The sequence below is a fragment of the Verrucomicrobiota bacterium genome, from assembly GCA_016871675.1.
Lineage (GTDB): Bacteria > Verrucomicrobiota > Verrucomicrobiia > Limisphaerales > VHCN01 > VHCN01.
On sequence record VHCN01000084.1, the window covers coordinates 1 to 11,072 of the forward strand.

13 protein-coding genes and 1 pseudogene are annotated in these 11,072 nt (G+C 65.6%); 3 read left to right on the plus strand and 11 right to left on the minus strand.

Going from position 1 to position 11,072, the window contains the following annotated elements; all coding sequences use genetic code 11:
- The 3 genes from FJ386_13660 to FJ386_13670 form a co-directional block, all read right to left on the minus strand.
- The coding region (locus tag FJ386_13660) for a type II/IV secretion system protein (GenBank protein ID MBM3877739.1) at positions 1–604 on the minus strand (604 nt) is incomplete at its 3' end.
- A 185-nt stretch (positions 605–789) separates the two neighbouring features.
- Positions 790–972: a hypothetical protein gene (locus tag FJ386_13665; GenBank protein MBM3877740.1), complete on the minus strand. Its 183-nt coding sequence runs from the start codon at positions 970–972 to the stop codon at positions 790–792.
- A 98-nt stretch (positions 973–1,070) separates the two neighbouring features.
- Positions 1,071–2,333 (minus strand): PAS domain S-box protein, encoded by a 1,263-nt coding sequence (locus FJ386_13670; GenBank protein ID MBM3877741.1) that lies wholly within the window; start codon positions 2,331–2,333, stop codon positions 1,071–1,073.
- 137 nt (positions 2,334–2,470) lie between these two features.
- Between FJ386_13670 and FJ386_13675 the strand changes: the two genes are divergently transcribed.
- The 3 genes from FJ386_13675 to FJ386_13685 all read left to right on the plus strand — a co-directional run bounded on the left by FJ386_13675 (position 2,471) and on the right by FJ386_13685 (position 4,242).
- On the plus strand, positions 2,471–2,782 hold the full coding sequence (locus FJ386_13675; GenBank protein MBM3877742.1) for a YbaB/EbfC family nucleoid-associated protein: 312 nt from the start codon (positions 2,471–2,473) through the stop codon (positions 2,780–2,782).
- 52 nt (positions 2,783–2,834) lie between these two features.
- Positions 2,835–3,443, plus strand: a complete 609-nt coding sequence (gene recR / locus FJ386_13680; GenBank protein MBM3877743.1) for a recombination protein RecR — start codon at positions 2,835–2,837, stop codon at positions 3,441–3,443.
- A gap of 70 nt (positions 3,444–3,513) precedes the next feature.
- Complete coding sequence (locus tag FJ386_13685; GenBank protein ID MBM3877744.1) at positions 3,514–4,242, plus strand: hypothetical protein; 729 nt, start codon at positions 3,514–3,516, stop codon at positions 4,240–4,242.
- A 1-nt stretch (position 4,243) separates the two neighbouring features.
- On the opposite strand, the gene FJ386_13690 is transcribed toward FJ386_13685, so the two are convergent.
- From FJ386_13690 to FJ386_13725, 8 genes and pseudogenes are all read right to left on the minus strand, one after another.
- Positions 4,244–4,699 (minus strand): hypothetical protein, encoded by a 456-nt coding sequence (locus FJ386_13690; protein ID MBM3877745.1) that lies wholly within the window; start codon positions 4,697–4,699, stop codon positions 4,244–4,246.
- Between the two features lie 129 nt (positions 4,700–4,828).
- On the minus strand, positions 4,829–5,686 hold the full coding sequence (locus tag FJ386_13695; protein ID MBM3877746.1) for a fumarylacetoacetate hydrolase: 858 nt from the start codon (positions 5,684–5,686) through the stop codon (positions 4,829–4,831).
- Positions 5,687–5,761: 75 nt separating this feature from the next.
- On the minus strand, positions 5,762–6,853 hold the full coding sequence (locus tag FJ386_13700) for a sugar phosphate isomerase/epimerase (protein ID MBM3877747.1): 1,092 nt from the start codon (positions 6,851–6,853) through the stop codon (positions 5,762–5,764).
- A gap of 188 nt (positions 6,854–7,041) precedes the next feature.
- Positions 7,042–7,758 (minus strand): LamB/YcsF family protein, encoded by a 717-nt coding sequence (locus tag FJ386_13705; GenBank protein MBM3877748.1) that lies wholly within the window; start codon positions 7,756–7,758, stop codon positions 7,042–7,044.
- Between the two features lie 100 nt (positions 7,759–7,858).
- A complete protein-coding gene (locus tag FJ386_13710; protein MBM3877749.1) occupies positions 7,859–8,719 on the minus strand; it encodes a biotin-dependent carboxyltransferase in 861 nt (286 codons plus the stop codon).
- A 96-nt stretch (positions 8,720–8,815) separates the two neighbouring features.
- Positions 8,816–9,640, minus strand: a complete 825-nt coding sequence (gene pxpB, locus FJ386_13715; GenBank protein ID MBM3877750.1) for a 5-oxoprolinase subunit PxpB — start codon at positions 9,638–9,640, stop codon at positions 8,816–8,818.
- The gene (locus FJ386_13720; protein ID MBM3877751.1) at positions 9,570–10,742 is read right to left on the minus strand and encodes a pyridoxal phosphate-dependent aminotransferase; all 1,173 of its coding nucleotides are present in this window, start codon (positions 10,740–10,742) and stop codon (positions 9,570–9,572) included. Before FJ386_13720 ends, pxpB begins: the two co-directional genes overlap by 71 nt.
- A gap of 143 nt (positions 10,743–10,885) precedes the next feature.
- A pseudogene (locus FJ386_13725) lies at positions 10,886–10,993 on the minus strand (thiamine biosynthesis protein ThiC).
- Positions 10,994–11,072: the final 79 nt, after the last annotated feature.

An 11,072-nucleotide genomic window follows, 5' to 3' on the forward strand; every position in this document is an offset into this window, starting at 1 on the left:
CGAAGTGGATGTCCGTCGCGCGGTCTTTGAAGGCTTCCCAGATGATCTGGTTGACGAACTTGATGACGCTCGCTTCCTGGTCGTCGCCGGTGATTTCCTTGCTGTCGCCGACGATGATCTCGACGGGCTCGTCGTCCTCGATTTCCTCGAGCGTCTCGGCGCCGACGCCGTAGTGTTTCTTGAGCGCCTTCTCGATCTCGGCGCGCGGCGCGAGCGCGAGCTGCACGGGACCGCGCGCGTCGAACTGCACGGCGTTGAGCATCGCGGTGTCGAAGGGATTGTGCGTGGCAACCGTCAGCACGCCGTTTTCAAACTTCACCGGCATGACCGCGTGCTGGAACGCGACCTTGGTGGCGATTTTGTCGCGCGCCTCGGGTTCGATCGTCGCGTGGGCGAGATCGCAGGTCGGCAAGTCGAGCGCGCCGCCCAGTTTCTGCAAAAAGGCCTCCTCCGTGAGCCCCGACTCGCGGCACATGTAGGCGAGCATCGTCTCAGCCGCGCCCGCATGCGCCGTCGCGCGCCACGCCTTGCTCCACGTGTCGAACTGGCTTTCGGTGGCCAGGGACGCGCGGGCAAAGACGCTCTTGATCGAGGTGAAACCCATACAAGTCGGGGCGTGATCCCGAGAGTTGAAAACAGCGGACGATAGGAAAAGTTCCCGGTGAGGTCAAAGTAATTGCCTCCGGAAATGACTGTAGGAAAGCGTGCCGTGTGGTTGAACGAACGGCGGCGGCGATTGGTTTGGCGCGGAATCCACCCAGCCGACCCGCGGCGGGAGTCCCGCAAGGCTCACGCCTTCGCGTGGGTCCCGTCTTGGATCACCGCAATGCCATCGAGTGCGATGCGGTTCTCGAGGGTGCCTGTTGCGGGACCGCCGGCCGGATCCCACGGCGCGGGATGGGTCGTCTCCGCGCCGCGCCACTTGCCGCCGAGGCGTTCCAGTTTGCGGTGGGCATCGGTGGGTTGGGCCATTTGCATGGGAGTGCGGTTGGTTGAGGGTTTGAGTTGCGCGGGTTGAATGGAAGATGCGCCCGCCTTGCAAGCCATTCCAACGACTTGGCTTCCAGGCGTCAATCCCGCGTGTGCGGCGCGAGCAGCTTGACCTTCTTCTCGTGGAGCGGCAGCCAGACGCGAAACGTGGTGCCCTCGCCGACGTGGCTTTCGAGTTCGATGCGGCCGTGGTGCTCGCGGACGATGCGCTGCACGATCATCAGGCCGAGCCCGCTGCCTTTGCTCTTGGTCGTGTAGAACGGCTCGAAGATGCGGTTGATTTGCTCCTGCGGGATGCCGCCGCCGCAGTCGCCGATGCTCACGAAGACGCCGTCGCTCGCCTCGCCCGTTTGCAACGTGAGTGTGCCGCCCTTGGTCATGGCTTGCGCGGCGTTCTTGATGAGGTTCACGAGCACTTGCTTCATCTGCGCGGCGTCGATCGGCGACGGGGGCAGCGATGGCGCCAATCGTTCCTTGATGATGAGCCCGCGGTTTTCGAGCTCGGGACGGAGCAAGTTCAGCGTGTCCGTCACCACGTCGTTCATCGAGCCGTGCTTCAACTGCGGCGGCGACCGCCGGATGGCCTGAAGAAACTGCGTGATGATGTAGTCAAGCCGCGTGATCTCGCCCTTGCAGACGTTCAGGTAGTTTTCGAGCTTGCGCACGCTGGCCGCGTTGTCGTGCCGCAACGCGCGCGCGGGCGCGGCTTGTGCCTTGCCGCGCGCGGGCTTGAACCGGGCCGCGTCCGCCGCGGGCGACTGGAGTCTCTTCAACTCGCGCTCCATGAGCTGGAGATGGATGTGCAGCGCGTTGAGCGGGTTGCCCAGCTCGTGTGCGACGCTCGCCGCGAGCAACGTGAGCGCCGTGATGCGCTCGCTCTCGATCGCCTCGAAGGTCTTCTGCCGCGCCTCGGTTGCATCGTGCAGGATGAGTGCGACGCCCGTGCTGCCCGCGGCGTTGCCATCAAGTGGCGCCGCATACAGCCGGATGAATCGCTGCCTCGGATAGGCCACCTCGAACTCGTGCCGCACCACGCGCGCGCCGCCCGCGGTGTCGAACGCCGCAAGCTTGGGCCAGTCCAGCTCCGGCAGGAATCGCGTGACCGGCTGCCCCTCGGCCTTGCCCTTTTGCAGCCCCACGAGCGCGGAGACGGCCTCGTTGAAGTAGGTGATGCGCCCCTGCTCGTCCAGCACGAGCACGCCGTCCTCGATCGTGTCGAACACGGTCTCGAGGAACGCCCGTTCGCGCGCGAGACGCTCGACCACCGTCTGCACGCCGTGCGCGTCGAGCCGCGAGATGCGCCCGAGCACCTTGTCGAGGAAGTTGGATTTCTTGGGCGGCATGCTCGGCCCGGGCAAGTTTCGGTGACGACCAGATTCTTGCCCCAGAATATCCGCGGACGCCGTGAAGGCAATCGCATTGGCGCCGGGTGCGCCGGAGATTTGACTTCGCCGGGGCGAGCGGCGACTCTCGCCGCACCATGTCAAGCATCGGCAAACTCATGAAACAGGCTGCGCGTATGCAGCAGCAAGTGGAGCGAATCCAGGCGGACCTCGCCGCCCGCACCGTTGAGGCCACCAGCGGCGGCGGCGTGGTGAAGGCCATCGCCAAATGCGACGGCACGCTCGCCGCGATCAAGATCGACCCGCAGGCCGTGAACCCGGCCGACACGGAGTTGCTTCAGGACCTCGTCCTCTCCGCCGCGAACAACGCCCTCGCGCAGGCCAAGGAGATCTCCAACCAGGAAATGGGCAAGGCCACGCAAGGCTTCAGCCTGCCGGGGATGATGTAACGCGCGTCGGCCTCGTCCGCGCAGTGTCCGGATGGATTGAGGACGACGACGAGTGCAAACCATGGCGTCGCTTCCCGAACCCATCCGCTCGCTGATCGCGGCGCTCGCCAGGCTGCCTGGCATCGGTCCCCGCTCGGCCGAACGCATCGCGCTCCACGTCGTCCAGGCCGAAGCCGGTCTCTCGCGGCTACTCGCGGAGTCGTTGCTCGCCGCTCGCGAGCGCATCCAGCACTGCACGACCTGCGGCGCCTTGACCGAGCGCCAGCCGTGTGAACTCTGCGGCGACCACCGGCGCGACGCCGCGATCGTCTGCGTCGTCGAGCGGCCCACGGACATCCTCAGCATCGAGAAGTCCGGCACGTTTCACGGGCGGTTCCATGTGCTCGGCGGCCGAATCTCCCCGACAAACGGCATCGGTCCCGAAGACTTGCGCGTCGCCGACTTGGAGGCGCGGCTTGTGAGCGAGCCGATTCGCGAGGTCATTCTTGCGCTCGGCACCGATGTCGAGGGTGACGCGACCTCGCACTACCTCGCGCAGCGACTTTCCAAGCGCAGCGTGAAAGTGAGCCGCATCGCGCATGGGATCCCCGCGGGAACGGGGCTGGAGTTCGCCGATGAACTCACGCTCAGCCGCGCGATCGAAGGCCGGCGCGCGATGTAGCCGGCGCCGAGGAAGCGGATTCACACCGGGCCACGCGTGCATTAGCCTGCGGCGAACATCGCTGCACCGAATGGACCACATCATCGTCATCTACGACACGAGTTTCCTGCTGCGGGAGTCGGAACCGGTGCGTTTCGAGCGCGCGGGCCGGTCCGGCCGGCCCGGCGGCGGTCTGGCGATTCCGCCCGTCACGCACATCATTCCGCGCCAGGTGAAGGAGGAGATCCATGCGCGGCTGGATTCGCCCGAGCACGAGTCCGCCCAGCGCGCGCGGTCCTTGTGCTCGAAAATCATGGCGCTTCCCGCATGCGAGGAGGCCGATCTCGCGGGCGCCTCGATGCCGGCGATTCAGGAGAAGTTCCTCGGCCCGCAGTCCGAACGCGACCAGCGGCTTGTGGGGCTCGCGCTCGATTGTATTGCGGAATTCCCGTCGGCGGCGGTTTACGTCGCGACCCACGACGGCGGCATTCTCGCCGAACTCTCGCACCATCGCTCGAAGGCCGGCGCGAGTGTTTTCACAGCTTCGACCCGGCCGCAGTTGGATGAACTCCTCTCGGCGCATGAGGCGGAGGAACGCGCCCGATCCGAACGCGAGCGCGAGTCGAGGAGCGCCGCGGCGAAACGCGCCACGATGAAGTCCGTGGTGTTTCGCGCGGCCATCGGCGCGTTGATTGGCGCGGGGCTCGGCTACTACTTCCTCCAGCAGCGGCGGGGCGATACGCTGTTCACGCTTCTGGCGGGCGGCCTCGGAGGCGCGGTGGTCGGCGGCTGGCTCGCGGCGCAACTCGGGCGCGACTGACTTACTGGGTCTTCTTCTTGCGCGGGCCGCCGTTCGCCTTGTCCCACTTCTCGAATTGCTCGGCGTTGAGCGTGTCCTTCAGCTTGGCACGGACGGCTTCCATGGTTTCCTTGAGTTTCCCCTTGCGGTCGCCCTTGTCGCCGTTGCGCAGGGTCTGGATTTTCTCGGCCTGCTCCTTGAGGAACGGGTTCAGTTTCTCGCGTTGTTCCGCTGTCAGGCCGGCGTCGGCGAGGCCGAACCGTTTCTCGATCGCGGCGTCCTTCACGGGTTTTGTGCGCGTCTTCTTCACCGTGGATTCGGGCTTCTTCTCGGGCTCGGCCTCGGGCTTCTTGGCAGGATCCTCTTTCTTGGGGTCAGCAGGTTTCTTGTCGCCCGGCTTGTCCTGGACAGGGGCGGCTGAGGCGAATGCGAGCGCGGCGGCGAGCGACACGAGTGTGAAGATTCGTCGAGTTTTCATGGGCGTTTCGGTTGGAGGTTGTTCGGTTTCGAAGAGTGCAGGCAAACGAGCCTGCCGCTGTGTTCAAACGGCAAGACGATCCAGCCGCGGATGGGTTACGCGCCGCCGGCGTGGGCAGTTGCGCGCGGGCTAAACGGCGACCACCGGGTTCTCCAATGTGCCGATGCCTGAGATGACGATGCGCACGAGGTCACCGACGGCGAGCGTGAAGTCATCCGGCGGGACGATGCCCGTGCCCGTGAGCAAGACTGCGCCGTGATTGAAGACCTGGCTGCGGCAGAGAAACTCCGCGAGTTCCGCGAACGAACGCTTGAGCTGCCCGACTGAAGTCTCACCCTTGAAGACCGGCGCGCCACCGCGCAGGATTTCCATCGTGATCGTCCACTGCCGCGCGGCCTCCTCCTGCGGCGCGACGACGACCCACGGGCCGAGTGCGCACGAGCGGTGGTAGACCTTCGCCTGCGGGAGATAGAGGAGGTTCTCGCCCTCGATGTCGCGCGCGCTGACGTCGTTGCCGATGGTGCAACCGACGACCTTGCCGTGTGAATTGATGACCAGTGCCAGTTCCGGCTCGGGCACGCTCCACTTCGAGTCGCCACGAATCCCGATCGCCTGCCTGTGCGGGACAACCTTGCCGGCAAGCGACTTGAAGAACAGTTCGGGCCGCTCCGCATCGTAAACCTTGTCGTAGGCGCTGGCGCTGAACCGGCTTTCGTCCATCCGCGCCTTCTTGCTGCGCAGGTAGGTCACGCCTGCGGCCCAGACCTCGTGCTGCTCCAGCGGCGGGAGGAACTTCACGTTCGCGATGCGGTGCGCCCGCGTCGTCGTCGCGGCCAGCTTCTCCACCAGCCGCAGCGGATCCTCCGACTCCAGCAGCGTCTCCAGCCGCTCGACGCCCGCGAGCGAGAAGTCCACCACCGACACATCGTCGAGCGTGAGCCCGACGCGCGAACGCCCGTCATCAAGCTGGAATCGGCAGAGTTTCATATGGGTGCTGGGCGGATTGGACCGCAAACACCGGGAGAAATCGAAGAAAAATCTCCGCAGCCCGCGCGCGGGGGGTTACTTCAACCCGAGCCCGAGCACGTCCCGGCAATACCGGATGCTCCGCTCGACCTCGCCGCGCTGGTAGGCCTGCTCCGCCTCGCTGTTTGCCGAACGGTGCGCCGGAACGGGCGTCCCCCGCTTGGCGAGCGCGATGAATTTCATCAGATCCCGCTCGCGCAGCTTGGGCCACGCCCTCCAGAAATTCGCGTCGGCCTTCAAGAACGGAAGCTCGCGCGGGAACCCGCTGATGGTTTCAATGTGCACGGGCGCCTTGGGGCACAGCTTCTCGAACCGGTCGAAGTATGCCTTCAGGTCCACGGTGCCCTCGCCCATCGCGGTCCATTGGACGGTCGCGCCATTGGGCGACTCCCACACGGCTGAATCGCGCAGGCTCGTCGTCAGCACGTGCGGACCGAGAATCTCGAGATTCTCCAGCGGGTCTTCCATCGTCCACGCGGCGTTGCCGGAGTCGAGATTCGCGCCCACGAAATCCGTGCCCGCGGCCTTGATCAGCGTGACCAGCTCCCATGCCTGCATGTCGCCGCCGTGATTCTCGATCGCGATCTTCACGCCCGCGTCGCGCGCGCGGCTACGCGCTGCCTTGAGCACCTTCACCGTGTCGGCAATGCGCGCCTCGATGCCGCCCTCGGTCGTGCGATCGCTCCCGTTCCCGAGGATGGCTCGAAACACCGGCGAGCCGAGCGCCTTCGCCATGCGGATGCCGAGCGCGAGATGTTCGTCGGCCGTGCCCCAGTCTTTCTTGAAGGTTTTCGACGTCGGACAAACGCTCCACGAACCAAGCTGGATTTTCAGGCCGCGGTCGGCGGCGTATCTGCGAACGTCCCCAAGCGAGGCGTCATCGTGCCTTCCCTCGAACGGGCCGAAATCGGTGATGAACAGCGAGTCCGTCCGGAGCTGCGCGGCCCAGTCAATGAGCTGGCGCGCGTTCCACTTCATCGCGCGAACCGCGAAATTGTCGTAGCCTAGCGCGAGGTTCCGCCGGCGCACCGCCGCCTCGGCGGCCGGCAAGGCTTCTGCCAGCGCCAGCGCGGATGCCGCGGCCGTGGACTTGAGAAAACGGCGTCGGGACGGTGCGGTCGGGTTCATCGCGCGAGTTCGTATCAAGTCGCCCGCCCTTTGCCAATGGCAATGCGCATCAGGAGCGAACCAACCGCCGCGGCGGCGGGCCCTTTCACGGATGAAACCAACGCGCTTGCCAGGTGTGGACGGTGCTGGTGCATGAAGCGCGAACCGGAAGGGAAGTTTCAGGCCGGCCTGGCACTGGTGCTGCAGGTTCAACGAACAGCCGAGGCAATCCTCTGGAGGAGTTGCGCCGCGTTCTCTGAATCGGAATGAACGCACACGGTTCGCGGGACCAGCTTCAGTCGGGCGCCGCTCATCGTTGTCAGTTCGCCGGTCTTCATCACTTGTCTCACCTGTTCGACGGCACCTCGAGTCGATGGGATCATCGCGCCTGGTTCGCCGCGAGCGACCAATGTCCCGTCGTCGCGATACGCACGGTCTGCGAAGACCTCGGGCCACACGTTCACGCCAACCCGGCGGGCGTCGCGACACACAGCGCCCCCGGCGAGTGCGTAGATCCTCGCCCCGGGCCAGAAACGCAGGACGCATTCGAGGTATCGGCGTCGGAGTTTGGAGTCCGTCTCGCTCGCGTGGTAGAGCGCACCGTGAAGCTTGATGTGGTGGAGCGGCAGGCCCGCTTCGCGCGCGATGGCTTGGACCGCGCTGACTTGCTGGAGCAGGAGCAATTCGAACTCGTCGGGAGTCAGGCTCGCGTCACCCCGGCCAAAGTCCGCGCGGCTCCACAAGCCGGGATGTGCGCCGGCCTTCACGCCGAATTGCTTCGCGAGCCTCACGCACGCGGCCATCGACCGGACGTCGCCTGCGTGCCCGCCGCAGGCCACGTTCGCCGAGGTGATGTGGCGCATGAGCGCACGGGTGCGGCCAATGGGCTCCCCTTCGCCGAGGTCGCAGTTGAGGTCGAGTTTCATCGCGGGATTTCAACAGGAGGGAACGAAGATCACGAAGCGAACAGAGTCGGACGGTTGCGCTCCGTCTCGTTTCACGTTGGTTCACTAGGTTTGCTGCTGTTCATTCCGAAAGCCTGAACCTTGCCTTTGTGCCCGGCTTGCATTGAGCGAGCCACGGGAGGTCGGCGGCGTCAACGACGGCGAGCTTCGGATACCCACCGACCGTCGGCCCGTCACGCATCGTGACAATAGGCTGGCCGCCTTCGGGAACCTGAATGGTCCCGGGCAACGTCGGCTCGCTGATGATGCTCGCGACCCGGCAGCGGATGGGTTCGCCCGAGAGCCGATAGCCGGCGCGGTCGCATTGCGCCGTCACGGTCCACTCCGAGCCGAAGAACTTCACGCGCTCGGTCTCATCGAAGTCGTTCCACTGCGGCGCGGGCCAGACGCGGAGCGCGGGCGGGTGCCCGTAATCACGCCGTTCTTCGGGTGCGATGATCCGGCCCGCGACTCCGCGCGGCAGCGAGAATGCACCGGCGTCCGTGCGCGCGAGTTCGTCGCCGGCTTTCAGGATGAGTCCGAGGTTCGCACGCGGATACGCGCTCGCGCTCCGCAACCACTGCGGCGCCGCGAGTCCGCCTTCGACCGCGATGTAGCTCCACACGCCGGAGCGCGCGCGGGGGAACTCGATGACTTCGCCTGCGGACGCGAGTCGCGCCCGCCACGTCGGCGTGGTCGTGCCCGCTTCCGCGCCGGTGATGGCGAGCCAACTGTCGAGGAGCACTTCGAGCCGCGCGCCCTGGAGCAGGAGTTCAAGCACGGGGGCGTCAGGCGGGTTCTCGAGCAAACGATTCGCCCACCCAGCTGCATGCGGATCCATGGCGCCGCCCGGCGGCACGCCGAAGCGCTGCCAGCCGGGTCGGCCGGGGTCCTGCACGGTCGCGCCGAGACCGGGGGCGAGAATTCGAAGGGTGGCGCTCATGAAGGCGTCGCGGGGCGTGGCTCGTGGTGCGGGAGAGCGCGTTCATGCACCTCGAACCGCGCACCACGGGGTGTTTTGTGAGTATCGACTGTCATTTCAGATCGCAACAAATTTCACCCTGTCCCCGGGTTTCAGCAGGAACATCGCCTCGTCGTCACCGCTTGGTCCGCGGCGACCGGGGTCGAACACTTTCACGTCGGTGTGGCCGATGATGTTCCAGCCGCCGGGACTGTCCACGGAGTAAATGCCCGTGTGCTCGCCGCCGATCGCGACGGAGCCGGCGCGCACTCGCGGTCGGGGCGACGCCAGCCGCGGCGTGTGAAGTCTCGCATCGAGTCCGCCGAGATACGGAAAGCCCGGCGCAAAACCGAGCATGTGCACGCGATACGACGCGCCGGCATGAAGGCGGATGACTTCATCGGCTGCCAGCGTGCTGTGTTGCGTGACTCGCGCAAGGTCGACGCCTCCGTAGCGCACGGGAATCTCGACGACGCGGTGCGTTTCATTTGGAGCCTTCGAGATTTCGAGTCGCGCAAGCAATTCCGGGAGCTGCGCCTCAAACTCGCGCGCCCTTGCCGGATCGAACTCCACCAGGACCGAGGTGAAAGCCGGGACGACTCCGACGAGGCCCGTCGGCGGGTTGCGATCCAACTCTGCGGCTATGGCGCGACCGCGCTCGAACGCGTCGTCATTCACCGAGTTCGCGAATCGAATGAGGACAGCGTTCAAACCGTAGGGGAGCCAGTGCACGGGTCGACTGTAGTCGTTGCGGGCGAGGCTTGCCACGCAACGATTGGACCACGAACGCGCCGACCCGCAGATCGGCGCGCTGCAGGCGGTCGCGCTTCGGCTAGCCCAGCGTCGTGCAGAACTTCTCGACGCGATCGAGCCCCTTCTCGATGTTCGCCATGCTCGTAGCATAGCTGATGCGGAGGTAGTCGTCCGCGCCGAAGGCGATGCCGGGGACGGCGGCGACTTTTTCCTGTTCAAGGAGCTTTGCGCAGAACTCGGTGCTCTTGAGCCCGGTGCCGCTGATGTTCGGGAAGAGGTAGAACGCGCCCTTCGCATTCGCGCAGGTGATGCCCCGGATGCTGTTGAGCTTCTTCCAAGCGTAAGTGCGGCGGCGCGCGAACTCGCCGAGCCAGCCGGTCAGGTGATCCTGCGGCCCGTTGAGCGCGGCGACGGCGCCCTTCTGCGCGAAGCTCGTCGGGTTGCTCGTGCTGTGGCCCTGGATGGCGTCCATCGCCTTCGCGATGGGCTCGGGCGCGGCGCACCAGCCGAGCCGCCAGCCGGTCATGCTCCACGCCTTGGCGAAGCCGTGCACGACAATCGTGTGGTCGTAATGCGCCTGCGAGTAGCTGGCCACGCTCTTGTGCTTCGCGCCGTCGTAGAGCAAGTGCTCGTAAATCTCGTCGCTCATGATGAGCACGCCGCGCTCGATGCAGATGTCGCCGAGCGCCTTGATTTCGTCCGGCGTGTAAACGCCGCCCGTCGGATTGCTCGGCGAGTTGAGGATGAACAGTCGCGAGCGTGGCGTGAACGCCGCCTTCAACTGTTCCGGGGTCACCTTGAAATCCGTTTTGTCCGTCGTCTGCAGGATCACCGGCGTCGCACCGGCGAGCTTCACCATCTCCGGGTAGCTCAGCCAATACGGGGCAGGGATGATGACCTCGTCGCCTTCCTCGCACGTCGCAAGGATGACGTTGTAGCACGAGTGCTTGCCGCCGCAGGACACGATGATCTGCGACGGCTTGTAGAGGAGGTCGTTCTCGCGGCGGTGCTTGTCCGCGATGGCCTGGCGCAGCTCTGGGATGCCCGCAGCGGGCGTGTATTTCGTGAAGCCCGCGGCGAGCGCCTTGGCGGCGGCGTCCTTGATGTGCTGGGGCGTGTCGAAGTCCGGTTCGCCCGCGCCGAACCCCACCACGTCAATGCCATCGGCCTTCATCTGCTTGGCCTTCGAATCAATCGCAAGCGTGAGCGACGGCGACAGGCAGCCGGCGCGTTTCGTGATCCGGTAGTTCATAAACGGCGCGAAGGTTCCCAATCGCACAAACTCGCGCAAGTGAGAAGTCCGGTCGGGTGATGCGACCGAGCAGGAAAACTCCCGCGCGACGGGTGATCGATTTTGCGATGTGTTCGAAAGGACGCTGACGCCTTCGCGTAAACCTACGAGCCCTTTCCCACGAACTCCGTCGACTTCTCCTCCATCCCCTTCTTCAACGCCTCTTCCTCGCTCATGCCTTGTTCGGCGGCGTATTTGCGGACGTCCGGTGATCTTGTCGGCGATGACGCCGTCTTTCACGTCCTTCTTGTTCGGCAGGCCGTCCCGACGTGTCGGGATGGGCGTGACGTA

What these genes read in the sequence shown, in the direction of transcription:
- FJ386_13665 (MBM3877740.1), bottom strand. Translation starts at nt 972, where the DNA reads ATGGCCCAACCCACCGATGCCCACCGCAAACTGGAACGCCTCGGCGGC.
- FJ386_13670 (MBM3877741.1), bottom strand. Translation starts at nt 2,333, where the DNA reads ATGCCGCCCAAGAAATCCAACTTCCTCGACAAGGTGCTCGGGCGCATC.
- FJ386_13675 (MBM3877742.1), top strand. Translation starts at nt 2,471, where the DNA reads ATGTCAAGCATCGGCAAACTCATGAAACAGGCTGCGCGTATGCAGCAG.
- FJ386_13685 (MBM3877744.1), top strand. Translation starts at nt 3,514, where the DNA reads ATGGACCACATCATCGTCATCTACGACACGAGTTTCCTGCTGCGGGAG.
- FJ386_13690 (MBM3877745.1), bottom strand. Translation starts at nt 4,699, where the DNA reads ATGAAAACTCGACGAATCTTCACACTCGTGTCGCTCGCCGCCGCGCTC.
- FJ386_13695 (MBM3877746.1), bottom strand. Translation starts at nt 5,686, where the DNA reads ATGAAACTCTGCCGATTCCAGCTTGATGACGGGCGTTCGCGCGTCGGG.
- FJ386_13700 (MBM3877747.1), bottom strand. Translation starts at nt 6,853, where the DNA reads ATGAACCCGACCGCACCGTCCCGACGCCGTTTTCTCAAGTCCACGGCC.
- FJ386_13705 (MBM3877748.1), bottom strand. Translation starts at nt 7,758, where the DNA reads ATGAAACTCGACCTCAACTGCGACCTCGGCGAAGGGGAGCCCATTGGC.
- FJ386_13710 (MBM3877749.1), bottom strand. Translation starts at nt 8,719, where the DNA reads ATGAGCGCCACCCTTCGAATTCTCGCCCCCGGTCTCGGCGCGACCGTG.
- pxpB (MBM3877750.1), bottom strand. Translation starts at nt 9,640, where the DNA reads ATGCTACGAGCATGGCGAACATCGAGAAGGGGCTCGATCGCGTCGAGA.
- FJ386_13720 (MBM3877751.1), bottom strand. Translation starts at nt 10,742, where the DNA reads ATGAACTACCGGATCACGAAACGCGCCGGCTGCCTGTCGCCGTCGCTC.